At 72.1% G+C, this 26,456-nt stretch carries 25 protein-coding genes, 1 pseudogene and 1 riboswitch; of the genes and pseudogenes, 16 read left to right on the top strand and 10 right to left on the bottom strand.

The features are described from left to right. Positions 1-37: 37 nt before the first annotated feature. Positions 38-1,204 (top strand): acyl-CoA dehydrogenase family protein, encoded by a 1,167-nt coding sequence (locus tag GA0074692_RS22655; RefSeq protein ID WP_091647265.1) that lies wholly within the window; start codon positions 38-40, stop codon positions 1,202-1,204. Positions 1,205-1,346: 142 nt separating this feature from the next. Here the strand turns inward: GA0074692_RS22655 and GA0074692_RS22650 are convergent, their stop codons facing one another. Further along, positions 1,347-1,982 carry an FMN-dependent NADH-azoreductase gene (locus tag GA0074692_RS22650; RefSeq protein WP_091647262.1) on the bottom strand — a complete coding sequence of 212 codons (636 nt, stop codon included), beginning with the start codon at positions 1,980-1,982 and terminating at the stop codon, positions 1,347-1,349. 103 nt (positions 1,983-2,085) lie between these two features. Here GA0074692_RS22650 and GA0074692_RS22645 point away from each other — a divergent pair, with 103 nt between their 5' ends. Both GA0074692_RS22645 and GA0074692_RS22640 read left to right on the top strand, forming a co-directional pair. Continuing rightward, positions 2,086-2,574, top strand: a complete 489-nt coding sequence (locus GA0074692_RS22645) for a MarR family winged helix-turn-helix transcriptional regulator (protein ID WP_091647260.1) — start codon at positions 2,086-2,088, stop codon at positions 2,572-2,574. Positions 2,575-2,728: 154 nt separating this feature from the next. Continuing rightward, entirely contained in the window at positions 2,729-3,490 is a 762-nt protein-coding gene (locus tag GA0074692_RS22640; RefSeq protein ID WP_091647257.1) for a DUF4230 domain-containing protein, read from the top strand. 188 nt (positions 3,491-3,678) lie between these two features. Here GA0074692_RS22640 and GA0074692_RS22635 read toward each other — a convergent pair whose 3' ends face one another. Further along, the gene (locus GA0074692_RS22635; protein ID WP_091647255.1) at positions 3,679-3,882 is read right to left on the bottom strand and encodes a PspC domain-containing protein; all 204 of its coding nucleotides are present in this window, start codon (positions 3,880-3,882) and stop codon (positions 3,679-3,681) included. Positions 3,883-4,148: 266 nt separating this feature from the next. On the opposite strand from GA0074692_RS22635, the gene GA0074692_RS22630 reads away from it, so the two are divergent. The 10 genes and pseudogenes from GA0074692_RS22630 to GA0074692_RS22585 all read left to right on the top strand — a co-directional run bounded on the left by GA0074692_RS22630 (position 4,149) and on the right by GA0074692_RS22585 (position 17,979). After that, positions 4,149-5,519, top strand: a complete 1,371-nt coding sequence (locus GA0074692_RS22630) for an L-serine ammonia-lyase (protein WP_091653942.1) — start codon at positions 4,149-4,151, stop codon at positions 5,517-5,519. Between the two features lie 78 nt (positions 5,520-5,597). Further along, positions 5,598-6,425: an ABC transporter permease gene (locus tag GA0074692_RS22625; RefSeq protein WP_091647252.1), complete on the top strand. Its 828-nt coding sequence runs from the start codon at positions 5,598-5,600 to the stop codon at positions 6,423-6,425. Between the two features lie 21 nt (positions 6,426-6,446). Then, complete coding sequence (locus GA0074692_RS22620; protein ID WP_091653940.1) at positions 6,447-7,181, top strand: ABC transporter ATP-binding protein; 735 nt, start codon at positions 6,447-6,449, stop codon at positions 7,179-7,181. Next, positions 7,178-9,184, top strand: coding sequence for a DUF5941 domain-containing protein (locus GA0074692_RS22615; RefSeq protein ID WP_091647249.1), 2,007 nt, complete (start codon positions 7,178-7,180; stop codon positions 9,182-9,184). Before GA0074692_RS22620 ends, GA0074692_RS22615 begins: the two co-directional genes overlap by 4 nt. Positions 9,185-9,221: 37 nt before the next feature. Further along, a complete protein-coding gene (locus tag GA0074692_RS22610; RefSeq protein WP_091647247.1) occupies positions 9,222-11,453 on the top strand; it encodes a bifunctional glycosyltransferase/CDP-glycerol:glycerophosphate glycerophosphotransferase in 2,232 nt (743 codons plus the stop codon). Positions 11,454-11,607: 154 nt separating this feature from the next. Continuing rightward, entirely contained in the window at positions 11,608-12,915 is a 1,308-nt protein-coding gene (locus tag GA0074692_RS22605; protein ID WP_091647245.1) for an ABC transporter ATP-binding protein, read from the top strand. A gap of 153 nt (positions 12,916-13,068) precedes the next feature. After that, positions 13,069-13,533 (top strand): DUF4442 domain-containing protein, encoded by a 465-nt coding sequence (locus tag GA0074692_RS22600; protein ID WP_091647242.1) that lies wholly within the window; start codon positions 13,069-13,071, stop codon positions 13,531-13,533. Between the two features lie 57 nt (positions 13,534-13,590). Beyond that, positions 13,591-14,346 carry a beta-phosphoglucomutase family hydrolase gene (locus GA0074692_RS22595; protein WP_176738553.1) on the top strand — a complete coding sequence of 252 codons (756 nt, stop codon included), beginning with the start codon at positions 13,591-13,593 and terminating at the stop codon, positions 14,344-14,346. Further along, a pseudogene (locus GA0074692_RS22590) lies at positions 14,343-16,714 on the top strand (glycoside hydrolase family 65 protein). Before GA0074692_RS22595 ends, GA0074692_RS22590 begins: the two are co-directional and overlap by 4 nt. A 674-nt stretch (positions 16,715-17,388) precedes the next feature. Then, positions 17,389-17,979, top strand: a complete 591-nt coding sequence (locus GA0074692_RS22585) for a dienelactone hydrolase family protein (RefSeq protein WP_245730730.1) — start codon at positions 17,389-17,391, stop codon at positions 17,977-17,979. A gap of 22 nt (positions 17,980-18,001) precedes the next feature. On the opposite strand, the gene GA0074692_RS22580 is transcribed toward GA0074692_RS22585, so the two are convergent. Then, on the bottom strand, positions 18,002-19,138 hold the full coding sequence (locus tag GA0074692_RS22580; RefSeq protein ID WP_245730423.1) for an AI-2E family transporter: 1,137 nt from the start codon (positions 19,136-19,138) through the stop codon (positions 18,002-18,004). 131 nt (positions 19,139-19,269) lie between these two features. Between GA0074692_RS22580 and GA0074692_RS22575 the strand changes: the two genes are divergently transcribed. Next, on the top strand, positions 19,270-19,452 hold the full coding sequence (locus GA0074692_RS22575) for an antitoxin (protein ID WP_091647236.1): 183 nt from the start codon (positions 19,270-19,272) through the stop codon (positions 19,450-19,452). Between the two features lie 121 nt (positions 19,453-19,573). After that, entirely contained in the window at positions 19,574-19,801 is a 228-nt protein-coding gene (locus GA0074692_RS22570; RefSeq protein WP_091647234.1) for a ferredoxin, read from the top strand. Between the two features lie 22 nt (positions 19,802-19,823). Here the strand turns inward: GA0074692_RS22570 and GA0074692_RS22565 are convergent, their stop codons facing one another. From GA0074692_RS22565 to GA0074692_RS22540, 6 genes are all read right to left on the bottom strand, one after another. Next, on the bottom strand, positions 19,824-20,432 hold the full coding sequence (locus GA0074692_RS22565) for a hemerythrin domain-containing protein (RefSeq protein WP_091647231.1): 609 nt from the start codon (positions 20,430-20,432) through the stop codon (positions 19,824-19,826). A gap of 282 nt (positions 20,433-20,714) precedes the next feature. Next, positions 20,715-21,197 (bottom strand): C39 family peptidase, encoded by a 483-nt coding sequence (locus tag GA0074692_RS37025; RefSeq protein ID WP_141725484.1) that lies wholly within the window; start codon positions 21,195-21,197, stop codon positions 20,715-20,717. Positions 21,198-21,722: 525 nt separating this feature from the next. Next, positions 21,723-22,142: a pyridoxamine 5'-phosphate oxidase family protein gene (locus GA0074692_RS22555; RefSeq protein WP_091647229.1), complete on the bottom strand. Its 420-nt coding sequence runs from the start codon at positions 22,140-22,142 to the stop codon at positions 21,723-21,725. 270 nt (positions 22,143-22,412) lie between these two features. Then, positions 22,413-23,198, bottom strand: a complete 786-nt coding sequence (locus GA0074692_RS22550; RefSeq protein WP_176738551.1) for a hypothetical protein — start codon at positions 23,196-23,198, stop codon at positions 22,413-22,415. 151 nt (positions 23,199-23,349) lie between these two features. After that, entirely contained in the window at positions 23,350-23,724 is a 375-nt protein-coding gene (locus tag GA0074692_RS22545) for a hypothetical protein (RefSeq protein WP_091647226.1), read from the bottom strand. A 256-nt stretch (positions 23,725-23,980) separates the two neighbouring features. Next, on the bottom strand, positions 23,981-24,334 hold the full coding sequence (locus GA0074692_RS22540; RefSeq protein ID WP_091647223.1) for a helix-turn-helix transcriptional regulator: 354 nt from the start codon (positions 24,332-24,334) through the stop codon (positions 23,981-23,983). A gap of 167 nt (positions 24,335-24,501) precedes the next feature. Here GA0074692_RS22540 and GA0074692_RS22535 point away from each other — a divergent pair, with 167 nt between their 5' ends. Continuing rightward, on the top strand, positions 24,502-25,185 hold the full coding sequence (locus GA0074692_RS22535; protein ID WP_091647220.1) for a carbonic anhydrase: 684 nt from the start codon (positions 24,502-24,504) through the stop codon (positions 25,183-25,185). An 87-nt stretch (positions 25,186-25,272) separates the two neighbouring features. On the opposite strand, the gene GA0074692_RS22530 is transcribed toward GA0074692_RS22535, so the two are convergent. Continuing rightward, positions 25,273-26,283 carry a coiled-coil domain-containing protein gene (locus GA0074692_RS22530; RefSeq protein ID WP_091647218.1) on the bottom strand — a complete coding sequence of 337 codons (1,011 nt, stop codon included), beginning with the start codon at positions 26,281-26,283 and terminating at the stop codon, positions 25,273-25,275. Positions 26,284-26,286: 3 nt separating this feature from the next. Next, positions 26,287-26,417: riboswitch (cyclic di-AMP (ydaO/yuaA leader) on the bottom strand. Positions 26,418-26,456: the final 39 nt, after the last annotated feature.

Raw genomic sequence — 26,456 nt, 5'->3', positions numbered from 1 at the left:
GTCGCGGCCGCGCCTGAGGAGTCGTTAGGGTGACGGCATGACCACGCCCTCCATCGACCTGCTCGACCTGGACTCGTCGCTCGGCGAGGAGGACCGGCAGATCCGCGCCGTCGTGCGCCGGCTGGTCGACGACCGGGTACGCCCGTACGTCGCCGAGTGGTACGAGCGCGGCGAGGTGCCCGCCCGCGAACTGGCCCGGGAGTTCGGCAAGCTCGGCCTGCTCGGCATGCACCTGACCGGGTACGGCTGCGCCGGCTCCACGGCCGTGGCGTACGGCCTGGCCTGCCTGGAGCTGGAGGCCGGCGACTCGGGCGTCCGGTCCCTGGTGTCGGTGCAGGGCTCGCTGGCCATGTACGCCATCTGGCGCTACGGCAGCGAGGAGCAGAAGCAGCGTTGGCTGCCCCCGATGGCGACCGGCGAGGCGATCGGCTGCTTCGGGCTGACCGAGCCGGACCACGGCTCCGACCCGGCGTCGATGGCGACCCGGGCCCGCCGGGCCGGCGACGACTGGGTGCTCAACGGCGGCAAGATGTGGATCACCAACGCGCCGGTCGCCGACGTGGCGGTGATCTGGGCCCGCACCGAGGAGGGCGTGCGCGGGTTCGCCGTACCGATGGACACGCCCGGGGTGACCACCCGGGAGATCCGGCGGAAGATGTCGCTGCGTGCCTCGGTGACCGGGGAGATCTCGCTCGACGACGTCCGGCTCCCGGCGGACGCCCTGCTGCCCGAGGCGGCCGGGTTGAAGGCCCCGCTGAGCTGCCTCACCGAGGCCCGGTACGGCATCGTCTGGGGCGCGCTCGGCGCGGCCCGCGAGTGCCTGGAGACGACCCTTCGGTACGCGACCACCCGTACCCAGTTCGGCCGCCCGATCGCCGGTTTCCAGCTCACCCAGGCCAAGCTCGCCGACATGGCGGTGGAGTGGCAGAAGGGGTACCTGCTCGCCCTGCACCTCGGCCGGCTGGCCGACGCGGGCGGGCTGCGCCCGGAGCAGGTCAGCGTCGGCAAGCTGAACAACGTCCGGGAGGCGCTGGCCATCGCCCGGCAGTGCCGCACGATCCTCGGCGCGAACGGCGTCTCCGGGGAGTACCCGGTGATGCGGCACGGCGACAACCTGGAGAGCGTGCTCACCTACGAGGGCACCTCGGAGATCCACCAGTTGATCGTCGGCCAAAAGCTCACCGGCATCGCCGCCTTCACCTGACCCTCGTTCGCCCCGTCCCGAAGACCCACCCCGTCGATCATGGAGTTGTGGCGCCTGATTGGTGACGATTACGAGGTTTGGGCGGTGCCCTAACTCCATGATCGACGAGGGCGGGGGGTGGGGCAGGGGTGGGGTCGGGCCTTCAGCGCAGGGCGCGGCCGTGCGAGCGGGCCAGGTCCTCGGCCTGGGTACGCAACTGGGCGGCCAGGTCCTTGAACTCGTCCAGGGCGGGGTTGACTCCGACGAGGGTGAACTCGGCCTCGACCACCTTCAGGTCGAGCTGCCACACGTCGGCGAGGATGCGGCGCATCCACGGGGTGGCGTGGTCCCAGCCCTCCCGGGGAGTTCCGCTTCCGTAGGCACCCCCGCGCACCGTGACCAGCACGGCCGGCTTGCCGGCGAGGAGCGGCGTGGCGCCAGGGCCCATGCGCGGGTCGGTGATCACCGTGTCGACCCAGGTCTTGAAGTGCTGGGAGACACCGAAGTTGTAGAGCGGGACCGCGAACAGCAACGCGTCAGCGGCGGCCAGCTCGTCGGTGAGCTGTGCCGCCAGCGCCACCGCCGCCTGCTGCTCGGCCGTGCGCTTCTCCGCCGGGAGGTAGCCGGCCGTCACCGCGTCGGCCCAGGTCGTCGAGGGCAGCGGCTCGGTGCCGAGATGGCGGCGCACGATCGTGTCGTCCGGGTGTGCGGCGCGCCACTCGTCTTCCACGATGTCGGCGATCTCGCGGCTGTGCGAACCCTCTACCCGGATGCTCGCGTCGAGCCGGAACAACGACATGGTGATCTCCTCGAATCATGGTCGTCAGCAAATTGCTGATGCGTCAGCGAACCTACGACGGAAGATGCTGATGCGTCAACAAACCGGGGGTAGAGTGTGATGTATGACCGAGCCGCCCTGGCTGGACGAGCAGGAGAGCCGCATGTGGCGGGCCTACCTGCGGATGCATCGCGTCGTGGAGGTCGCCGTCGACCGCCAGCTCAGTGAAGCCGGCATCTCCCGTCCCGACTACGAGGTGCTGGCGCTGCTCTCCGAAGCCGAAGGGCGGACCCTACGCGTGCGGAACCTGGCCATCTGGCTCGGGTGGGACCGTAGCCGCATCGCCCACCAGCTACGCCGCATGGAACAACGAGGGCTGATCACCCGCTTCGAATGCTCCGCCGACGCCCGCGGCACCATGGTCCGACTGACCGACCAGGGTTACGCCGCGGTCGCCGCAGCCGCGCCGGGCCACGTCGAAACCATCCGCGACGTCCTCGTCGACCAGCTCGACCAGGACGAGATCGCCCAGTTGACCGCCATCGCCGAACGGGTTGTGGCCGCCGCTGGCTGGTGCCAGCTACCCCACCCCGGGCCCGCCCAGAGCTGCTGACGGGACGGCGCCCACGTGCGCCGCACGCGTAGCGGACCCGAACGAGGCCACTGTCGGGCGCTGGTTCCCGAGTTCCGCTCAACGGGCGCTCGTCGTACCCGGGACGTACCGTCATTCTCAGGTAGCGATGTCACGACCGAGGACGGTGAGGGCGATGTCCGGTAAGGGCGATGTCAACCAGCCCACGCGTGAGTTCCCGGAGTTTCCGGCCAGCACGTCGTCAACGGAGCCGGCGCCGGCCGTCGGGACCGAAGAGCCCGCCGACGCCGGTCGCCGGGGCCTGTCGCGCGGGCTGATCCTGGTGCTGGGGGCCGCCGCGCTGGCCGTGGTGGTCCTGCTCGGCACCCAGGTGACCGGCCTCTGGCCGAGCTGGCGCAACCCGTTCGCCGAGGAGACGACCGACCGTTCCCAGCCGCCCCTGCTGAAGTCGATCCAGGACCTCAGCCGGTACGTGGCCGCCGAGGGCAACTTCCAGGTCGTCGTCGACCTGGAGTCCGACCGGAAGTACGTCCCAGACTTCCTGGTCAACGAGCGCACCCTCTTCGTCGGCGCGGGCAGCGTCGAGGCGTACGTCGACTTCTCGAAGATCGGTGAGGGGGCGGTGAAGCAGTCGGCCGACGGAAAGTCCGTGGAGATCGTCCTGCCTGCTCCGCAGCTCGGCGACACGAACCTCGACATCGAGAAGAGCTACGTCTTCGCCGAGAAGCGCGGCCTGCTCAACCGGCTCGGGGACGTCTTCGCCAACGACCCGAACCGACAGCGGGAGGTCTACCGTCTCGCCGAGGAGCGGATCACCGCCGCCGCCCGGGACAGTGGGCTCGCCGCCCGCGCCGAGGCAAACACCCGCAAGATGCTGGAGGGGTTGCTCCGTTCGCTCGGCTACCAGACGGTCACCGTCACCTACGCCGCGCCCTGAGCCCGAGCCGGTCGAGCCGGTCTGAGCCGCCAGTCCGCGACGGCCAGAGCCGGTCGAGCCGACCGCAGCCGGACCGGGAGCAGCCGCAACACAGGAGCAACCGCGAACGGCACGGCGCCCGCCCCGAATCACCGGGGCGGGCGCCGTTGGTCGTTGGAGTCGTGCCACGTCGTCGTGGCGGCGGGGGGTCAGTACTGGACGGCGTACCGGTCCTCGTTGGGCATCAGGAGCCAGAGCACCAGGTAGACGATCACCTGGGTGCCGGGCAGCAGCACCGACAGCACGAACAGCAGTCGGACCATTCCGGCGGACATGCCGAACCGCTGACCCAGGCCAGCGCAGACACCGGCGAGCATGCGCCCCTGTCGGGGCCGGACCAGTTTGCGACTCATCGTCGTCTACTCCCACTTCTGCGGCGCTTTGGCCGCCTCTGTAATCCACGGTAGGTGGGGCGTGCCACCGCGCCCTCAGTCCCGAGGTGGATTGCCACCGGCGTACCCGTAGGTACTTACCCGTCCCGGAATGGGGTGACGCGCCCCGTACGGCATCGATCGCAATGGGTGTGGCGATGACCGACCTGGGTAACCGCGACCAGGGCGGGTACGCTCGCCGGCGGCCCCGCCGACGTCATTGGGGGCCGATGGGAGAAGTGCGGATCATGATCAGCGTCTTCGATCTCTTCAGTGTCGGCATCGGGCCGTCCAGCTCACACACGGTGGGTCCGATGCGCGCCGCGCGGACTTTCGTGGGTGGGCTCAAGGCTGACGGGCTGCTCGCCGACACCGCGCGGGTGCGGGCCGAACTGTTCGGGTCGCTCGGCGCGACCGGACACGGCCACGGCAGCGACCGCGCGGTGCTGCTCGGCCTGGCCGGCGAGTTGCCGGAGACGGTCGACACCGACGGCGTCGGTCCCCGGGTCGACCAGGTCCGTGCCGACCGGCGGCTGAGCCTGTTCGACGTACACGAGATCGACTTCGACCCCGACCGGGACCTGGTGCTGCACCGGCGGCGGTCGCTGCCGTACCACCCGAACGGGATGACTTTCAGCGCGTACGACGCGGACGGCCGTGAGCTGCGTACCCGTACGTACTATTCGGTCGGCGGCGGGTTCGTGGTCGACGAGGCGGCGGCTGGCGCGGACCGGATCCGGACGGACACCACCCGGGTCCGGTACCCGTTCTCCACCGGCGCGGAGCTGCTGGACGTCACCACGGCCACCGGGCTGTCGATCAGCGAGGTGATGCTCGCCAACGAGCTGTCCTGGCGCAGCGAGGCGGAGGTCCGTACCGGCCTGCTGGAGATCTGGCGGGTGATGCGGGAGTGCGTCGCGCAGGGCTGCGCCCGCGACGGCGTACTCCCGGGTGGGTTGAAGGTCCGGCGGCGCGCGGCCGAGCTGCGCCGGGGCCTGGAGGCGGACGCCGGCAGCGCCGACCCGCTGCGGGTGATGGACTGGGTGACCCTGTTCGCCCTGGCGGTGAACGAGGAGAACGCGGCCGGTGGGCGGGTGGTGACCGCGCCCACCAACGGGGCGGCCGGGATCATCCCGGCGGTGCTGCACTACTACGCCCGCTTCGTGCCCGGCGCGAACGACGAGGGTGTGGTCCGGTTCCTTCTGGCGGCCGGCGCGATCGGGGTGCTGTTCAAGGAGAACGCCTCGATCTCCGGGGCCGAGGTCGGCTGCCAGGGCGAGGTCGGGTCGGCGTGCTCGATGGCGGCGGCCGGGCTGGCCGAGGCGCTGGGTGGCACCCCGGCGCAGGTGGAGAACGCCGCCGAGATCGGCATGGAACACAACCTCGGTCTGACCTGTGACCCGGTCGGGGGTCTGGTGCAGATCCCCTGCATCGAGCGGAACGCGGTGGCTAGCATCAAGGCGATCACGGCGGTCCGGCTGGCGTTGCGGGGCGACGGGGTGCACGTGGTCTCCCTGGACAAGGTGATCAAGACGATGCGGGAGACCGGCGCCGACATGAAGGTCAAGTACAAGGAGACGGCACGCGGGGGTCTCGCGGTCAACGTGATCGAGTGCTGAGCCGGAGCGACCGGCCACCCGCGTAGCGACATCACGGCGAGCCGGTCGCCGGGATGCCCGCCGGGGCGGGAGGCGACGGTGGCGACCGGTGTCGCGGCCCTGTGGTCGCACCGCAACGCCCTGCGCATCCTGGTCCACCGCGACCTGGCGGTGAAGTACCAGCGATCGGTGCTCGGCTACCTCTGGTCGCTGATCGAACCGCTCGGGCTGGGCGCGGTCTACTACTTCGTCTTCGGTGTCCTGTACGCCCAGGACACCGGCCGTCACCTGGGCGAGGCGGCCGGCTCGTACCCGCTGTACCTGATCGCCGGCATTTTTGCCTGGCAGTGGGCCAGCTCGGCGTTCAGCGAGGCGACCGGCGCGCTGACCGGGCAGGCCCGGTTGATCACCGTGCTGAACGTGCCCCGGGAGATCTTCCCGGTCGGCCGGGTCGCCGGCCGGTTCGCCGAGTACGTCGCCGGCCTGCCGATCCTGGTCGGCGTCGCAGCGGTCTACGCCCTGCGCGGCCGGATCGACCCGGGCGTCTCCCTGCTCGCCCTCCCGCTCGCCCTGCTGGTGCAGGCGACCCTGCTGGTCGGCGTGGCGTTGCTGCTCTCCGCGGTGAACGTGCTGATGCGCGACGTGGAACGGGTGATGCGCCTGGTGATCCGGCTGCTCTTCTACGCCACGCCGATCATCTACCCGCTGAGCCTGGTCCGGGACTCCTCGGCCCCTGGCTGGTTGAAGGCGCTCTACGAGCTGAATCCGCTGGTCGGCATCATGCAACTGCACCACGCGGCCTGGTACCCGGACGAGTTCCCGGACGCCCGGCTGCTGGTCACCTCGATCGTCGGCAGCCTGCTCGTGCTCGTCGCCGGCTGGCTGGCGTTCCACCGGCTCGAACCGGCCGTACTCAAGGAGCTGTGAGACGTGCGGGCCGGGACCGCGATGATCGAGGCGGACGGGCTGGGTATCCGGTTCGTCCGCAACCGGCGGCGGCAGCTCCGCCTCCGTGAACTGGTCTTCCACCGGCGTGACCGGAACCCGGCCGCCGGCCGGTTCTGGCCGCTGCGGGACGTGTCGTTCACCGTCGCGCCCGGGGACCGGGTCGGGGTGCTGGGGCGCAACGGCTGCGGCAAGAGCACCCTGCTGCGGCTGATCGCCGGGGTGCTGATCCCCGACGAGGGACGGGTCCGGGTCCGTGGCGCGGTCGCTCCGCTGCTGGAACTGAGCGCCGGGTTCGTGGGCGATCTGACCGGGCGGGAGAACCTACACCTCGTCGGTGGACTGCACGGACTCTCACCGGTTTACCTCCGGCGACACTTCGATGACATTATTTCCTTCGCTGGCGAGCAGGTCGAGCGGGCGGTCGACACCCCGGTACGGCACTACTCCTCCGGGATGAAGATCCGGCTCGGCTTCGCGATCATCAGCCGGCTACCGCACCCCGTGCTGCTGATGGACGAGGTGACGGCGGTCGGGGACGCGGAGTTCCGCGCGAAGTGCTACGCCACGATCGACCGACTGCTCGCGGAGGGGCGCACCTTGGTGCTGGTGTCACACAACGAGAAGGACCTGACCCGGTTCTGCCGTCGGGGTCTCTACCTCGACGGTGGCCGGTTGACCGTCGACGGGTCGCTGGACGAGGCGCTCGCCGAGTACCACCGGTCGGTCGCGCGGTGACGCTGGCGATCGTGCTCGCCGCCGGGGACCCGGCGACGAACCTCTCCGACGACACCGTCCGCCACCTGGTCGACCAGTGGCGGGCCGCCGGGGCGACCGAGGTCCGGGTCGCCGCCGACCTGCCCGAACTGGCCGCGCTGGCCGAGCGCGCGACCGGGTCGGTGCTGGTCTCCGGAACGGACCTGGTGGCCCACACCGCCGTGCTCAAGCACCTCGCCACCAGCCCGGTCCCGGGTACGGTCGCGCTGGTGCTGGCCGACCCGCCGGCCGCTCGGCACGCGGTGGTCCACGAGGAACGCGGCCAGGTGGTGAGCGCCGGCTCCGCCGGGGAGCTGCCCGACGCGACCGGTAGCTTCGGCGGGGCGCTGCGCGTCGTCCCGGCCGACCTGCCCGCGCTGGCCGCCGCCGCCCGGACGGCCGCCGCCACGCCCACCCCGGCCGATGCCGCCGCCACGCCCGCCGGTACGACCGGTGGGCCGGGCACTCCGGTAACCGAGCCGACCGGTTCCGTGGGCGCGGCCGCGCTGGTCGGAACCGACCTGGACCGGCTCTTCGCCGCGTTCACGGCCACCGGGGCGTTGACCTTCGCCCACCGGGTACGGCTGCTCGTCGCGCACCGGGCCGTCGACCCGGCCGGGCTGGCCGCCGCCCGCGCCGAACTGGCCGGGGTGAACGAGGACGCGGCCGAACTGCGGCTGGCGGTGAAGGAACGGGACGACTTCTTCACCACGTACTTCGTCAGCACCTGGTCGCCGTACGTGACGAAGGTCTGCGCCCGGCTCCGGCTGACACCGACCGGGGTCACCATGATCTCGGTGCTCTTCGCCGTGGTGGCAGCGGTGCTGTTCGGCGTCGGCGGACGGCCGGCGCTGGTGGCCGGCGGAGTCCTGCTCTACCTGGGGTTCGTGCTGGACTGCGTGGACGGGCAGCTCGCCCGGTACACCCGCAACTTCAGCCCGTGGGGCGGCTGGCTTGACACCATGGCCGACCGGGCCAAGGAGTACGTCGCCTACGCCGGTCTCGGCTTCGGGATGACGCACGCCGGACTGGGCAACGGCTGGGCTCTGGCGCTCGCCGCGATGACCCTCCAGACCGTCCGGCACCACACCGACGCCTGGTACGGGGTGCTGCACGACGAGGCGGCCCGCCGCCCGAAGGCCGCCAGCTCCGGCGGGGGTCTCGGCGACAAGCTGAACGCCGCGTCGAACCGGGTGCAGGCCGACACCGGCTCCCTGTCGTACTGGCTGAAGCGGACCGTGGTCTTCCCGATCGGGGAGCGCTGGGCGCTGATCGCGCTCACCGCCGCGCTGTTCGACACCCGGGTCGCCCTGATCGCCGTCCTGGTCTGGGGCGTGCTGGCGTTCGCGTACACGGGGGCGCTGCGCACCCTGCGGGCCCGGTTCATGCGGGTGCCGGTGCTCGGCACGGTCGACGCCGGCCTGCACCGGGACGACGGCCCGCTGCTGCGCCGCCTCGGCGGCCGGATCCCGGCGCAACTCCCGCTCGCGATGCTCGCCGCGTTGGCCGCGACGGGCCTGCTCGGGGTGGCGCTGGTCGGCGGGGAGACCGCCCGCTGGGCCGCCCCGGTGGCGCTGCTGGTGCTGCTTGCCGCCGGTCTCGGTGCGCGGGGCCGGGCCGAGGGCGCGTTGGACTGGCTGGTGCCGGCCGCGTTGCGGGCCGCCGAGTACGTCTTCGCGATCGCCGTCGGGGTGGCCGGTGACGTGCCGCTGCCGCTGGTCTTCGGGTACGTCTTCGTGCTCACCCTGCTGCACTACGACCTGGTGGCGCGGTTGGAGAAGCGACAGCCGGCCCCGCCGCTGCACGACGCGACGCTGGGCTGGGAGGGGCGTTCGGTGCTGCTGACCGTGGCGCTGATCGCCGGATTCGCGTGGGTCGGCATGGCTACACTCAGTGCGTACCTTTTCGTGGTTTTCGTGATGAGTGTGGTCGCCGCCTGGGTGACCGTCCCGGCCCGCGTGGCGCGTACCGCCCCGGCGCGGTGAGGGGGCGCGCGGCGGGCTGACCGGGGGGTGGCCCGGGATGGCGCTGATCAGCTTCGTCGTCCCGGTCCACCGGGTCCAGGGCTACCTGCGGGAGTGTCTGGACTCCCTGCTCGGGCAGGCGTTCGACGACGTCGAGGTGATCGCCGTCGACGACTGTTCGCCGGACGCCAGCCCGGAGATCCTCACCGGCTACGCCGGTCGGGACCGCCGGGTCCGGCTGGTCCGGCTGACCGGGAACGTGGGGCTCGGTCCGGCCCGCAACGTGGGACTGGACCGGGCCACCGGCGAGTACGTCTGGTTCGTCGACGGTGACGACTGGCTCGCCCCCGACTGCCTGCCGGTGATCGCCGAGCGGCTCCGCACCACCCGGCCGGACGTGCTCCTGGTCGACCACGTCCGGGTGCACTGGGACGACACCACCACCCGCAGCGCGCTGCGCGACGTCCACCCGGAACCGGTCGGGGCGGAGACGTTCCGCCTGCGGGACCGGCCCGAGACGGTCGGACTGCTGCACACCGCCTGGAACAAGCTGGTCCGGCGGGAGTTCCTGGTCGGGCTCGGACTGCGCTTCGAACCCGGCTGGTACGAGGACGTCTCGTTCAGCTACCCGGTGCTGCTGGCCGCCGAGCGGATCGGCCTGCTCGACCGGGTGTGCGTCAACTACCGGCAGCGGCGGGCCGGCGCGATCACCCGTACCCCGGGGGACCGGCACCTCGACGTCTTCGCCCAGTGGGAGCGGGTGTTCCGGTTCCTGGCCGACCACCCGGCCGCGATCGGGGCGGACGAACTGCACCCGGTGCTGTTCGAGCGGATGGTCTGGCACTATCTGACGGTGCTCGGCAACGGGGAGCGGATCGCCCCGCACCTGCGGGCGGCGTTCTTCGACCGGATCGTCGCCGACCACGCCCGGTGGCGGCCACCGGACGGTCACCGGGTGCCGGACGGCGTCGAGGGGCTGAAGCACCGCCTGGTGGCGGCCGGCCGATGGCGCACCTTCAGCGCGCTGCGCGGCGTCCACCAGGCCGGGGTGGCGGCCCGCCGGACCGTCCGGGCGGCCCGGCGGCGGGGCACCCCGGCGCTGTGGGGCGCGGCGCGACTGACCTGGGACGCCGTGCTGCGGGCCGAGTACCACGCCGAGCTGCGCCGACCGGTCGATCCGACGCTCGCCGTCTACGCCGCGTACTGGTATCGGGGGTACGCCTGCAACCCGGCCGCGATCCACGCCGCCGCCCGCCGGTTGGCGCCGCACGTGCGGGGGGTGTGGGTCGTCCGGCGGGACCGGGTGGACGCGCTGCCGCCCGGCGTCGAGTACGTGGTGGCCGGCACCCGCGCCTACTTCCGTACCCTGGCCCGGGCCCGCTGGCTGGTCAACAACGTCAACTTCCCCGACTACGTACGCAAACGCCCCGGCACGGTGCACGTGCAGACGCACCACGGCACCCCGGTCAAGGTGATGGGGCTGGACCAGCGGCGGTACCCGCTCGGCGCGTCCGGGCTGGACTTCGACGCGCTGCTGCGCCGAATCGACCGGTGGGACTACAGCATCTCCTCTAACAGCTTCTCCACCCAGATGTGGGAGCGGGCGTACCCGGCCGCGTACACCACGCTGGAGGTGGGCTACCCGCGCAACGACCGACTGGTCACCGCCACCGCCGACGAGATCGCCGAGCTCCGGGCGGGGCTGGGTGTCCGGCCCGGGGAGCGGGTGGTCCTGTACGCGCCGACCCACCGTGAGCACCTGCCCGGGTACCGTCCCCCGTTCGACCCGCACCGGCTGCTGGACGCGCTCGGACCGGCCGGGCGACTACTGGTGCGCAGCCACTACTTCCACGACCGGGAGTCGGGCGAGGTCACGCCCGGCTGGCCGTCCGCCGACCCCCGGGTGACCGACGTCAGCGGGTACCACCCGGTGGAGGACCTCTACCTCGCCGCCGACGTGCTGGTCACCGACTACTCGTCGGCGATGTTCGACTACGCCGTCCTGGACCGGCCGATCGTGGTGTACGCACCGGACCTGGCGGCGTACCGGTTGGCGCGGGGGGTCTACCTCGACGTGACGGAGGAGTCGCCGGGGGCGGTGGCGACCACCTTCGCCGGACTGGTCGACGCGTTCCGCTCCGGGGCGGTCGACTCGGCCGCCGCCACCGCGCGCCGGCAGCGGTTCCGGGCCCGGTTCTGTGTCTGGGACGACGGGCACGCGGCCGAACGGGTGGTCCGCCGGGTCTTCCTCGACGAGCCGGTCGGCGACGGGCCCGGGGACGTCGGCTGATCCCGGCGGCTGATCCGGGCGCCGGCCGGCGGGAGGGACGGTCGACGTAATAGACCTGTCACGAGCCGAACATGGCACGTTTACCCGATGTCCGGATCCCTTGGCGCTGGTCAGAGTCATTGAGTTGTCCGCGACGAACAGCGGGAGGTGACGGGTGGCCACCGTCGCGTTGAAGGATGTCTCCAAAGTGTTCCCGAACGGAACGCTCGCGGTGGACAATGTCAACCTCGATGTGAACGACGGCGAGTTCATGGTGCTGCTCGGGCCGTCGGGCTGCGGAAAGTCGACGGTCCTGCGCATGGTCGCCGGTCTGGAGGACCCGACCAGCGGCGCGGTGATGATCGACGGTGAGTACGCCAACGACCTGACACCGCGTGACCGGGGGATCGCGATGGTCTTCCAGGACTTCGCGCTCTATCCGCACATGACCGTCGAGAACAACATCGGCTTCCCGCTCAAGCTGGCCGGCATGGAGTCCACTCCCCGCGAGGAGCGGGTGGCGAACGTGGCCGGCGCGTTGGGCATCGGGGACGTGCTGGGCCGTCGGCCGAGCCAGCTCTCCGGCGGGCAGCGGCAGCGGGTGGCGATGGGCCGGGCGATCGTCCGTCGCCCCCGGCTGTTCCTGATGGACGAGCCGCTCTCCAACCTCGACAGCGGCCTGCGCGCCGAGCTGCGGGCGGAGATCTCCGGGCTGACCCGGGAACTGGGCGTGACCACCCTCTACGTCACCCACGACCAGGCCGAGGCGCTGACCATGGCCGACCGGGTCGCCATCATGCGCAAGGGGGTGCTCCAGGACGTCGGCACCCCGACCCAGGTGTACGGCCGTCCGGCCACGCTCTACGTCGCCGCCTTCCTCGGCAGCCCCAAGATGAACCTGCTGGAGGCGTCGGTCTACGTCCACCTCGACCGGTACGTCGCGCTGAACCTCGGCGAGCAGTCGCTCTACCTGCCCTGGGACGACATCCGCAGCCGGACGGTGGCGCACTACCACGGTGAGCGGATCGTGGTCGGGATGCGCGCCGAGGCGCTGACCCCGGTCGCGCCGGACGCGCCGGGCGACGTCCTCCAGGGCCGGATCCGGTTCCTCGAGCACCACGGGCACGAGTCGCTGGCCTTCCTCGACGTCGGCGCGACGGCGGTGGTGGTGGACGAAATGGGCGGCCCGGTCGGTGACACGGGTACCGGGTCGCGCGGTCTGCGCCGGGGGTTGGGGCACGTGGTGCAGCGGCTCACCGGCCGGTCGGGCGAGGCGCTGCCGGAGGAGCCGGTCCGCCGCGACAACCGGACGAGCGTGCTCGGCGAACCGGGCCGGCACCACCGGCGTCCGGCGGAGCTGTCCGTCCGGCTGGCCCCGTACCCGGGGGTCACCGCCGGTCAGCCGCTGGCGGTCTCGGTACGGATGGACGCCGTGCACTTCTTCGACGAACGCGGCGACCGGATCGACGTGGGCTGGCGCTGAACCGGTCCGGTCGCCGGGCCGCCCTCGGGACCGGCCCCGGCGGTCCGCCGGCCGCCGCATGATCCCGGACGTGCCCTCGGCGATCGCCGCTCGAACCGAGCCCGAGCCCTACGGTCTTGCCCAGAAAGTTACCGAACAGTAGCCTCTGTGGGCATGTCGATTGACTCGCGTCAGGTGGCTGCCGGTCTGCTGGCGGCGGTGCCGTTCGTCCGTACCCTCGATCTGGAGGTCGTCGAGGTCGCGCCCGAGGCCGACGGCGGGATCCGGGCCGTGCTGCGGCTGCCCGACACCCCGGCGACCCACAACCACGTGGGCGGCCCGCACGCCGGGGCGATGTTCACCCTCGGCGAGAGCGCCTCCGGCGCGGTGGTGCTCGCCGCCTTCGGTCACCTGCTCGACCGGGCGACGCCGCTGGCCGTCAAGGCCGAGATCGGCTACCGCCGGCTGGCGATGGGGCCGGTCACCGCGACCGCCCGGCTCGGTCGCCCGCTCGACGAGGTGATCGCCGAGTTGGACGCCGGCCGCCGGCCGGAGTTCCCGGTGCCGATCGAGATCGCCACCGCCGACGGCACCACCACCGGCACGATGACGGTGATCTGGACCCTGCGTCCCAACTGACCGCCGTTGGGCGCCGAATCGGGTTTGCCGGCTGTTTCCGCTGGTTAGATTCATGGGGTGCTACTGGGGCTACCCGATCATGTGACCGCCTGTCTCTTCGATCTGGACGGCGTGCTGACGCAGACCGCCCGGGTGCACAACGCCGCGTGGACCGAGACCTTCGACGCGTTCCTGCGGGCCCGGGCCACGGCCACCGGCGAGCCGTACCGCCCGTTCGACCCGGGGGACGACTACAACCGCTACGTGGACGGCCGCCCCCGGGCCGACGGGGTCCGCACCTTCCTCGCCTCCCGGGGGATCGTCCTGCCCGAGGGGACGCCGGACGACCCGCCCGGGGCGGAGACCGTGTACGGGATCGGCAACCGCAAGAATGTCGTCCTGCTGGAGCGGCTGCGCACCAACGGCGTCGACGTCTACCCCGGCTCGGTGGCGTATCTGGAGGCGGTGGCCGCCGCCGGGTTGCGCCGGGCGGTCGTCTCGGCCAGCGCCAACTGCCGCGAGGTGGTCGCCGCCGCCGGCCTGGAACACCTGCTCGAAGTCCGGGTGGACGGGCTGGTCGCCCGCGCCGAGGGACTGCGCGGCAAGCCGCACCCGGACACCTTCCTGGCCGGGGCGCGGCAGCTCGGCGTCGTACCGGCCCAGGCGGTGGTCTTCGAGGACGCGCTGGCCGGGGTGGCCGCCGGCCGGGCGGGCGGCTTCGGCTACGTCATCGGCGTCGACCGGGCCGGGCAGGCCGACGAACTGCGCGCCCAGGGCGCCGACGTCGTGGTCCGTGACCTCGGTGAACTGCTCGACGAGGAGGCCGGCGGGTGATCCGGGAACGGGCGTATCCGGTCGAGCCGTGGCACGTCCGGGAGGTGCTGCTCGACCTGGACGTGCTGGCCCAGTCGGAGTCGATCTTCGCGCTCTCCAACGGGCACATCGGGCTGCGCGGCAACCTCGACGAGGGCGAGCCGCACGGCCTGCCGGGCACCTACCTGAACTCCTTCTACGAGCTGCGCCCGCTGCCGTACGCCGAGGCCGGGTTCGGCTTCCCCGAGTCCGGGCAGACCATCGTCAACGTCACCAACGGCAAGCTGATCCGGCTTCTCGTCGACGACGAACCGCTCGACGTCCGGTACGGCGAACTCCTCGAGCACGAGCGGATCCTCGACCTGCGCGCCGGGACGCTGCACCGGTACGTGTACTGGCGCTCCCCGGCCGGGCGGGAGGTGAAGGTCCGCAGCACCCGGCTGGTCTCCTTCCGCCAGCGCTCGGTCGCGGCGATCAAGTACGAGGTCGAGGCGGTCAACGGGCCGCTGCGGCTGATCGTCCAGTCCCAGCTGGTGGCCAACGAGGCGCTGCCCGCGCAGAGCAGGGATCCCCGGGTGGCGGCCGTGCTGGAGTCGCCGTTGCTCGCCGAGGAGCAGCTCACCAGCCGTGACGGCGGACTGCTGATCCACCGGACGAAGGTGAGCGGCCTGCGGGTGGCCGCCGCGATGGACCACGAGGTGCGGGCCCCGGCCGACGTGACGGTCAACACCGAGGGGTACGAGGACTGGGTCCGGACCACCATCGGCTGTGTGCTTGAGCCGGGGGAGAAGCTGGAGGTGGAGAAGCTGCTGACGTACAGCTGGTCCAGCCAGCGGTCGCTGCCGGCGCTGCGCGACCAGGTCGGCGCGGCCCTCGCGGCCGCCAAGCTGGACGGCTGGGACGGCCTGCGCCGCGAGCAGCGGGAATACCTCGACGAGTTCTGGGACGCCGCCGACGTGCGGGTCGAGGGCGACCCGGAGGTGCAGCAGGCGGTCCGGTTCGGCCTGTTCCACGTGTTGCAGGCCGGTGCCCGCGCCGAACGGCGGCCGATCGCCGCGAAGGGACTGACCGGCCCCGGGTACGACGGACACGCGTTCTGGGACACCGAGATGTTCGTGCTGCCGGTGCTCACCTACACGCAGCCGAGCGCCGTCCGGGACGCCCTGCACTGGCGGCACGCCACCCTCCCACAGGCCCGGGACCGGGCACGGACGTTGTACCTGGAGGGGGCGGCCTTCCCCTGGCGCACCATCGAGGGGCCGGAGTCGTCGGCGTACTGGCCGGCGGGAACGGCCGCCTTCCACATCGCCGCCGGCGTCGCCGACGCGCTGCGCCGTTACGTCGTGGTCACCGGGGACACCGAGGTGGAACAGTCGATCGGGCTGGAACTGCTGATCGAGACGGCCCGGCTGTGGCGGTCGCTCGGGCACCACGACCGGCACGGCCAGTTCCACATCGACGGCGTGACCGGTCCGGACGAGTACACCGCGGTCAAGGACGACAACGTCTACACCAACCTGATGGCCCAGCGGAACCTGCTCACCGCCGCCGACGTGGCGATGCGCTACCGCGACCAGGCGATCCAGCTCGGGGTCACCGAGGAGGAGGCCGCGGCCTGGCGGGATGCCGCCAACGCGATGCACATCCCGTACGACGACGAGGTCGAGGTGCACGAGCAGGTCGAGGGGTTCACCCGGCAGGAGGAGTGGGACTTCGAGCACACGCCGTCGGACAAGTACCCGCTGCTGCTGCATTACCCGTACTTCGACCTGTACCGCAAGCAGGTGGTCAAGCAGGCGGACCTGGTACTGGCGATGCACTGGCGGGGGGACGCGTTCACCCCCGCGGAGAAGCTGCGCAACTTCCTCTACTACGAGCGGCGTACCGTGCGCGACTCGTCCCTGTCGGCCTGCACCCAGGCGGTGCTCTCGGCCGAGGTGGGCCATCCCGAGTTGGCACACAGCTACCTGCGCGAGGCCGCGCTGATGGACCTGCACGACCTCAACGAGAACACCCGCGACGGCGTGCACATGGCCTCCCTGGCCGGGGCGTGGATCGCGCTGGTCGCCGGCTTCGGTGGACTCCGCGACCACGACGGGGAGATGACGTTCTCCCCCGGCTCTCCAGCCGGCTCAGCCGCCTGGAGTTCTCCCTCCAGTGGCAGCAACTCCGGCTGCGGGTGGACATCCGGGCGCACCAGACGACGTACTCGTTGCGGCACGGCGGACCGGACTCGGTGCTGGACCTACAGCACTACGGTGAGCGGATCCGGGTCACCTGCGACCAGCCAGTCACCATGCCGGTGCCCCCACCCCATCCGCCCGGTCCGCCCCCCACGCAGCCGCCCGGCCGCACGCCGCTCCGCCAGGCCGAAAAAATCCGCGAGTAGCACCCCGGGTGCCACCACCGCTCCGTCGATCATGGAGTTGGGGCACCATGCAAACCTCACAAACGCCATTATCTGGGCACCACAACTCCATGATCGAGGAGTGGAGCCGGAGCGTCGGGTCAGAGGTGTCCGCCGGTGGTCGGCTTGCCCGCCGCGTCGTGCGGGGCCATCGCCCTCGGGTCGTCGGCGGTACGCGCCTGGGCCGCCTCGTCCGCCCAGTCCCGGCCGCGTTCCTCGTCCTCCCGACGTCGCTGCTCGTCAGTGCCCTGCTTGCCGGACTTCTGCTGCTGGCCCATGCCGGTCCTCCCCGTCTGGTGGCGGACGCGGTCCCGCCCGCCGGTCACCCGCGGCTACCCGGGCCCGACACCGGCAAACCCGACCGCCGCCGGCCGGGCAGCTCCCCGGCGCGGGCTCCCGGCGGTCGCTGACGGCCGGCGACCCGGTGAGCGCGAGCGGCTCGTCCGGGTGCGGTGGGAGGGCCGGAGTGATAGTCGCCGAGTCGCGGGCGGCTCGTCCGGGTTGCGGTGGGAGTGCCGCCGTCCGGCCCGGGTAACCGACGGCATCGGAGCCGGCCGGGTGGCCGGCGGTTGCGGAGGTCGGGCCATGGACGTACGCGCCACCGAGACGGCGATCCCGGTCGCGGGCGCACCCCGGGAGTCGCCCTCACCGCAGACCTGCTGGTGCCCGCCGACCCGGTCGGCGTGGTGCTGTTCGCGCACGGCAGCGGCTCGTCCCGGCACAGCCCACGCAACGTGGCGGTGGCGCACACGCTCAACGACCGGGCGCTCGGCACCGTCCTGGTGGACCTGCTGACCCCGGACGAGGAGCAGGTGGACGAGCTGACCGCCGAACTCCGCTTCGACATCGACATGCTCGCCGGCCGACTGGTCGGCATCGTGGACTGGCTGGCCGCCGATGCCACGCTGGGGCGGCTGCCGATCGGCCTGTTCGGGGCGAGCACCGGCGCGGCCGGGGCGCTGGTCGCGGCGGCGCAACGGCCGGACCAGGTCCGGGCGGTGGTCTCCCGGGGCGGTCGCCCCGACCTGGCCGGTGCCGCCCTGTCCCGGGTACGCGCACCGAGCCTGCTCCTGGTCGGCGGCCGGGACGAGGAGGTGATCGCGCTGAACGAGTCCGCCATGTCCTCCCTCGACGGGGTCGGCGAACTGCGGGTGGTGCCCGGCGCGACGCACCTCTTCGAGGAGCCGGGCACCCTGGAACGGGTCGCCGACGAGGCCGCCGGCTGGTTCACCACCCACCTGCCCTGAACTCCTGCGGGCGGACGGCGGGTCAGGCCGGGCCGGGCTCGGGCTCGGGGCTGGCCGATTGGTGGGCGGCCTGCTGACGGTGCCGCTGGACGGTGTCGACCACCCGGTAGGCGACGGCGGTGATCGGCACCGACACGAACGCGCCGGCGATGCCGGCGACCAGCGTGCCGGCGGTCACCGCCACCAGGATCACCGCCGGGTGCAGCCGTACCTGGCGCTTCATGATCAGGGGTTCCAGCAGGTTGCCCTCGGCCTGCTGGACGGCGATCACGGCGGCGAGCACCAGCAGCGCTGTGCCGGGGCCGTTCGCGGCGAGCGCCACCAGGACCGCGACCACGCCGGCCACGGTCGCCCCGATGATCGGCACGAACGCGCCGATGAAGGTGATCAGCGCCAGCGGGAAAGCCATCGGCACGCCGAGCAGCACCAGGGCCAGCCCGATGCCGACCGCGTCGATCAGGGCGATCATCATCGTCCCCCGGCTGTACGCGCCGAGAGTGCGCCAGCCGGCCCGTCCGGCGGCGGCAGCCGTCGTCCGGTTCCGCTCGGCGATCCGCCGCACCACCCAGTGCCACATCGACCGGCCGTCCTTGAGTAGGAAGAAGAGCAGGACGAGGGAGAGCAGCACCGAACCGGCCACCTCGGCGGCGGTCCGCGCCCCGGCCAACGGATCCGGCGAGCCACGCTCCAGGCCGGCCTGCGCCTGCTCGGTCAGCCGGTCGAGTTGGGCCTCGCTGACCGGCAGCGTCGAGGTGACGAAGTCCCGGGTCCGCTCCACGCCCTGGTCGAGTTCACCGGCCAGGTCACGGAACTGACCGGCGGTCAGGCTCCAGACCAGTACGGCCGTACCGAACAGCACGCCGAGCAGGAGCAGTACGGTGAGCAGCGCGGCGAGCGACCCGGGCAGCCGGAGCCGGCGCAGCAGGCGGGTCACCGGGTCGAGCAGCGCGGTGAGGAAGAGGGTCACGGCAAGCGCGATCGCCAGCGGGGCGAGCAGCACCGCGATCCGTCCGAGCAGATAGAGGGCGGTGACCAGCACCACCAGGCAGGCGCTCCACATGACCACCGAGCGCACCAGCCAGGGCAGCCGGTCCCAGGTTCCCCGCAGTCCGCCCGGCGCGGTCCGGTCCGGCGGACGCCGCTCGTCATCCTCGATCACGTCAACCCTCCTCGATCCCAGCCCGGAGGTACCCGTCCACCGTGTCTCCGACACCCGACCCCGGCGCGGGTCCGTTTGCCCCGCTGGGGCGAGGGAAGGCAGGAGGGACCGACATGGGAGGGAGAGACCCGGTGAGTGAATTCATGGACAAGGTCAAGGACTTCGCCGACAAGCACGACAAGCAGGTCGACCAGGGGATGGAGAAGGCCGGCGACATGGTCGACCGGCGCACCGGCGGCCGGTACGACGAGCAGATCGACCGGGCGGTGGACCAGGCCCAGACGCGGACGGGCGAGGGCGACCAGGCGCGCTGACCACGCCGGGGTCACACCGGGGGCTCTGGTCAGGATCGACCACTCTCGCTACTATCCGCATTCGGGGCATGACTCGACGTCGGGTCGTGTGCCGCGCGGACGCCGACGAGAGGAGACCCCGGTGACCCCGTCGTGGCGGGTTAGCGTCGACCCCACCCGGTGTATCGGTTCCGGCATCTGCACGGGTGCCGCACCGGAACACTTCGTTCTCGTCGACGGCCTGTCCTGCCCTCGCAAGGAGCTGATCGAGCCGGCGGACCCGGTGATCGATGCGGCCGAGTCCTGTCCGATGGAGGCCATCCGGGTTTCCGACGCGACCAGCAACCGGAAGATCGCCCCGGAGCTGTGAGCCGGGCGCCGGCACCGTCCGGTCAGCGGTGAGGCTGCTTCTGGCGTAGCTCCGCCAGGCTCGTCGGACGGCCGCTGAGCGCGTCGCGTATCCGGTCGACCAGGCCCGCGCCGGGAGCGAGCAGCTTGTTCGCGGGCGGGTGGTCCGGTGTGGCCGGGTGCGGGCGGGTCGGCGCGATCCGCTTGACCGCCTCCACCTTCTCCGCGAGATCCACCAGTTCCTCCTGCGCGACCGCGGCCCGCAGCCGGGGGAAGAGGTCGGCCTCCTCCTCCTGCACGTGGTGCCGGATCGCACTGGTCAGGTGGGCGAGCAGTTGGTCGAAGCGCGGGTCGGCCGAGTCCACCGACTCCAGCTCCTTCATGGTCCGTTCGGCCTCGGCATGCTCGGCGATCTCGTGATCGGCGATCTGGTCGCCGTCCGGGAGTGCCTTCCGGGCGGCCGGGTAGACGTACGCCTCCTCGGCGACGCTGTGCCGCACCAACTCGGCGATCACCACGTCGGCCAGCCGCCGGCGGTGCTCCGGGGTGCCCTGCCGGCTCTCCAGTTCGACGAAGAGCGCCTCGACCTCGCGGTGGTCAGTGGTCAGGATGTCGATGACGTCCCGGCCCCTGTCGGCTTGTGGGGTGGTCATGTCGCTGCTCCCTACCGGGGTGGATCGTTGCGGATGTTCCCTCCGGTACCCCGCGTTCCGTCGATCAATCGGTGACGCCGGGTGAATCTGGCGCGGCGCCGGCCGGGGGCGCGGTGCTGCCGCTGCCTGAGGACGCGGTGCTGCCGCTGGCCGGCGGACGGCGCAAGCCCGGCCGTGGAACGACGCGGGCCGGCCGGGGGATGACGGGGGCGGCCGTGGAACGACACGGGGCCGGCCTCCCCGCAGGGAGACCGGCCCCGGTCATGTCACACCACCGTCGGGTCAGGAGCTGTAGCCGCGCTCGGCGATCCAGTTGGCAAGCGCCCCGGTGGTCATCCAGTACTCGCCCATCGCGTCGGCCGGGTCCGCGATCCGGACCACGTCGCCGCCGTCGCGGTAGCCCACCACGGTCACGTAGTGCCCCGGGAACGCGTGCAGCCGGCCATCGGTGTCGACCGCGCTGCCATTGACGTTCGCCACCACCGGGTCCCCGGCGTCCAGAGCGTCGACCACGTCGGCGCGCAGTCGCTCGATCTGCTCGGGGCTGGCCGCCGACTCCCGGATCTCGGTGGTCCGGTAGCGACCGCCGCCGGTCAGCTCGTTGAGCACTCGGGTGACATCCACGGCCGAGTCGGTGCCACCCTCATCGGTGCCCAGCTTCGCGGCCAGGTCGTCCTGACTGAGGTACTTGCCGGCGGCGCTGAGGGCGATCCGGGTCGCGGCGGGCCCGCAGTAGTAGTAGTTCGGCTGGGCCTGGTACTCAATGCCGACCGAACGCTCCCGACGACCCCGATCACCCTTGTCCCGATCGCTCTTGTTCTGGTCGCCCTTATCCCGGTTTTCTCGGCGCTGGTCGCCCTTGCCCTGGTTGTCCTGGTTGTGATCGTCCCGGCTTCCGTTGCCCTGGTCGCCCTGGCCGTGGTCGCCCTGGTCGGCGCGAGGTGCGGTGACCGGGAACCGCTCGGTCGACGGGGGCGCGGCCTGGGCGGCCACGGCAGGCCCAGCGACGGCACCGCCGGCCAGCACCAGCCCGGTGACCGACAGCATGCTCTTGCGCAGCATCCAGTTCATGTCGAAGCTCCTTCGGGGGTCGTGACGTCCGCGCCGGGGGTTCGGGGAGGGCCGACGTCAGCACCGAGTCAGGTGCTCGGCTGTCCAGGAAGTTGCCCCTGCCGGGGCGTACCGGGATGTCAACCACCCACCCCCGCCGGTCATTCCGCCCTGCCCCGACCGGCGGCGACGCTCATGAGTCGGGAACGTCCTCCCCCACGCCTGTCGGCGGGGCGGCGGTCAGAGGGTGCCGAGGAGGCGGGTGACGGTGATCTCGATGACCACGCGGGCGGGGTTGGGTCGGGGTGCGCGGTACCGCTCGGCGTAGCGACGTTCCGCCTCGGCCACCGCCGGGGCGTCGGCCCGGATCACGGCCCGGCCCTCGATGGTGAGCCAGCGCCGGCCGTCGACCTGGCTCACCGCCACCGGAGCCCCCTCCGGCCCGGCGGCGGCGACATGGTGGGCCTTGTGCGAGGTTCCCGAGGTGATCACCCGGGCCAGGCCGGCCTCCGCGTCGAAGGTCACCCCCACCGGTACGACGTGCGGAGTGCCGTCCGGGCGCAGCGTGGTGAGGGTCGCGAGGTGCCGTTCCCGGCAGAACGCGGCGACCCGTTCGTCGTACGGGTCAAGCCGGTGTCCACCCCCCGTCCGCTGCCCCACCGTCCGCCCCCCCCGTCCCTGTTCCTGTCCCCGTCCCTGTTCCCGTCCCCCCGCCTCCCCGATCATGACACGCCCCTCCCGCCCCGCCCCGAAACCACCCGCCCGTCCCGCCCCGCCCGCCTCGTCCCGCCCCTCCGCCCCGTCGATCATGGAGTTGTGGCGCCTGACCGGTGACGATTGCGAAGTTTGCGCGGCGCCACAACTCCATGATCGACGGAGGGGTGGGTGGGGCGGGGCTGGAGTGGGGGTGGGAGGGGAAGGGGGAGGGGGCTAGGCGACGGCGGTGCGGCTTTGGGCGAAGTCGGTGCGGGGTGGGCGGTTTGCGGCGGGCGTGGGGTGGTCGGTGCCGGGGAGGGGGAGCAGGTTCGGGGTCTCGGGCTCCCGGCCGGCGGCAGCGAACGCCTCGTCCCGGAGACTGCGGGCGGACGCGGCGGCCAACTCCGCGTCGTGCCACGCCGAGCGCTCCCGCTCGGCGGCGGCCCGGTGCTGGGCGAGCAGGTGATCGCGGACGGCCCGCCGCAGCACCAGCTCCTGTTCGACCGGGTGCCGCCGGGGATCCCATCCGTTGCGGTGCGCGAGGGCGTCACCGAGCTGCTGCTCCGACAGCTCCTGGCGCTCGTACGCGGCCCGGGCGGCCCGGTGCAGGTAACGCTCCCGGTCGGCGTACTCGGCCGGGGTCTGCGGGGTACGCGGCAGGGGCAGGGCGGTGGCGGCGGCGAGTCGGCGCAGGTCCACCTCGATGTCCTGGCACGCCTGCCAGGCCGCCTCGACCGCCTCCTGGGCGGTGAGCCACTCGGCCCGGCGACGCTCGGCGGTCACCCCGGCACGCTCGGCGGCGACCGCCACCTCCTCGGCGTACCGGTGGAGTTCCTGTCGCTCCGGGGTCACCTCCGACTCGGCCGGCAGTGCCGCCTGTCGGATGCGGCGACCGACGCGGAACAGGTCCGGGCGGACGATCAGGGTGGCCACGGCGGCCACGATGACGCCGAGCAGGGCCAGCCAGATGACAGCGGCCCGGGGGACGTCGAGCAGGACGGAGGAAAGGACGGTCTGCATCACCAGCACCTCGTGACGGGACGGAGGGGACAGGGTTCGACGGGGTGCCCGGTCCGGACGGGCACGGGGCGCGCGAGCGCGGTGGGAGCCCCTAGGGCGTCGGCCGGTCGGGAAGTCCGGAGCGTCCGGGCCGGTCGCCGGGGGCGGTCGGTCAGGCCCGGGGCGGGGCGCGCCGGCCCGGGAAGCCCTGTCCGGGGTCGGCGGCCGGGGGCCGGAGCGGGGTGACCGTGGGGATGGTGCGCGGGTCGCTGGCCGGGAGGGCCGATGCTCGTCCGTGGCCGTCCTGCTCGTCGACCGGCCGGGACGCCACCTGCGTCACGATCGGGCGGGTGGCCGGCTGCGGGAGGACGGTGGCGGAAGCCGGCCTGAGTTGGTACGCGCTCGGGGGCGTCGCCTCGGCCGAGGCGACGGTGGGCCCGTTGAAGGTCAGCGTCAGGACCAGGGCGGCCATCGCCAGACGGGTCAGGCTACGCAGGGCGCGCAGCATCGTCGGCCGGAGCGGGCGGACGATGGCGGGCGGCTGCACGTATCCAACCTAACGCCCGGTCCGTGCCCTCGCCCGTCGAAAAGCGTGGTGTGACCCGGTCCACCGGCTGTCCCCGGAGGTATCGCCGCTGGTCGCCCCGCGTTTCGCGGGATCGGTACCCCGACGCCTTTTCGCTCCGGCAAGGGCTGCGATCGGCTGGACGGTGCAGAGTGCGAATGGAGGTCGCGCCCTCAGCCTCGGGTCCGCAGGCGGCCAGCACGGCACTGTGGACGGTGGAGAGTGGCCGGAACGGGCGTCAGGTGGTGAGCGGGGGAGCGGCGGCTGGCGGCGTGTCGTGCTGCTCGGTGAAGAGCGCGAGCAGGGCGCCCACGTGCTGGTACGCCTCGGCGGGGTGCCGGAAGCGTCCGGCTGGGTTCACCGTGTACTCGTTGCGTCGACCGACCCGGGTGCGCTGGAGGTAGCCGCCTGCCTCCAGGTCGGTCACGATCGCCTGCGCGGCCCGTTCGGTGACGCCCACCTCGTCGGCGACGTCACGCAGCCGGGCGGTGGGATTACGGGCGATGGCGAGCAGTACGTGTGCGTGGTTTGTGAGGAACATCCAGTTTCGTTGGCTCCCGTTCTCACGCTGTGGTGTCGCCATGACCGTCATGTTATGACCCTGCCTTCGCATTCACCCTCGCCACCCTCCGGCGTCAACACCTGAAACGCATATCACGTATCCCTTGACGGGGTTTGCGCTGCGTGTGAACGTGGTGGCGAGCCGTGGTCACCCTCGTCACGCCGAGCGGACCCGGCCCGGAGAAGGGGTGAGGAGTCATGACCGTTCCCGGGGCACAGCAGCCTCCGACGAGTCCCGTGCAGGCGCTGGCCGAGCTACAGGCGGGCAACCGGCGCTTCGTCACCGGCAGCCCGTTGCATCCCAACCAGGACGCCGGTCACCGGGCGGCGGTCGCCGACGGGCAGCATCCCTTCGCGGTCGTCCTCGGCTGCTCCGACTCCCGCCTGGCCGCCGAGATCATCTTCGACCGGGGCCTCGGTGACCTCTTCGTCGTCCGGACCGCCGGGCACGTCGTCGGCGCCGAGGTGCTCGGCAGTGTCGAGTACGCGGTGACCGTCCTGGACACGCCCCTGGTGGTCGTCCTCGGTCACGACTCGTGCGGAGCGGTGCAGGCCGCCCGGGAGGCCGACGGCACCGGGACGACGCCCCCCGGTTACCTCGGCGCGGTGGTGGGCGCGGTGGTGCCCAGCGTCCGTCGGGCCGCCCGGGAGGGCACCACCGACGTCGACCGGATCGTCGACATCCACATCGAGCACACCGTCGAGGTGCTGCTGGAGCAGTCGGTGACGCTGAACCGGGCCGTGCAGGAGGGGCGGTGCGCCGTGGTCGGCATGTCGTACCGGCTGGCCGCCGGCGGGGTGCGGGTGGTCCACTCGGTGCCGGCCGGCGACGACTTCGCCCTGGCCGCCGGCGCGGCCCCGCTGGCGCCTGGTCGGTCCTGACCGGCGAGCTGGCGCCTGGCTGGCCCCGAACTGCGAACGGGCCCGCAACCGGTCGTCCGGTTTGCGGGCCCGTTGTCGTCGGCTCGGTCAGAGCATGGACACGTGTACGTGGTCCGTGTGGTTGGACGGGCCGCTGTACGACTTCCAGCCGGTCGCCGGGAACCAGATCTGCCTGTTCCAGATCACGTAGTAGATGCCGAGGCGGTCGGCGTTGCGGACCAGGAACGCGGTGAGGTTGTTGCCGTACATCCGCTCCGCCTTGGTGTCCCAACTGCTGAAGCCCGACTTCTGGAGCGACCAGTCGCAGGCCCGCCCCTTCGGGTGCTCGTACGGCCCGCCCAGCCGGTGGCACCCGACGAACATGTTGAAGCCGGCTCGCTTGACCTCTTTGTACATGTGCAGCGTGCGCGCGGTGATGCAGCCGCCGGTGGTCGGGTCGTCCTCGGTACAGCCCAGCGGACGCCAGTTGCCGTTGCTGTCCCGGCCGGGGCCGGGCCGGGCGATCGGGGAGGTGGCGTCCACCAGGCCGCCGGTCAGGCCGACGCCGCCGACCAGCGAGAGGGACTTCTCCGCCTCCCGCTTGCGCTTCTTGAGGATGTCCGCCTGCTTCTGCTGCTCCATGACCTCGGCGTCGAGCGCCTTCTTGGCCAGTTCCGCCTGCTTCTTGACGGCGGCGACCGCGGCGACCTTCTTGCCGTTGACCATGTTCATCTCGTCCAGCGCGCTGGCGCGCTCGACGAACGAGTCGGGGGTGTTGCTGTTGAGCAGCATGGAGGTCGCGCCGACCCGACCGGTCATGTACGACCGTACGGCGATCGTGGCCACCTGCGGGGTGAGCGCCTTCAGTTCGTTCTGCGCCCGCTCGACCTCCAGCGCGAGGGTGAGCTGCCGCTTCTTCGACGCGTCCAGTTTCGCCTGGGCCTGCGTGTAGCTGCGGTTCGTCTCCTCGATCACCTCGTTGAGGAGCTTCGGCTGCTCTCCGTCGTGCCCGGACGGGCTCGACGGCTCCGCCATCGCTGGCGCGGGGCCAGCGGCCACGGCGAAGGCGGCGAGTACGGCCACGACAGGTTTCAGCCAGCGGCGTGAAGGTGCCGTCACAGTTGTCCCTTCCATCGACCGCCGACCGGGTTAGCTGACGGGTTCAGGGCGGAAGTGGCCCCTACCGCTGACGCGGATGCACCCCATGAACCTGGTTCCCCGGTTCGCCGCAGGCGATTAGGCGGTGGCCCCGCTGGCGCCGGTGCGCGCCTTCGGCGGTAACCGGCAGCGAG

It is taken from the genome of Micromonospora pallida (genome assembly GCF_900090325.1).
GTDB classification, from domain to species: Bacteria; Actinomycetota; Actinomycetes; order Mycobacteriales; family Micromonosporaceae; genus Micromonospora; species Micromonospora pallida.
Note: the sequence above shows the minus strand (reverse complement) of the source record. Positions and strands in the feature narration are given on the sequence as shown.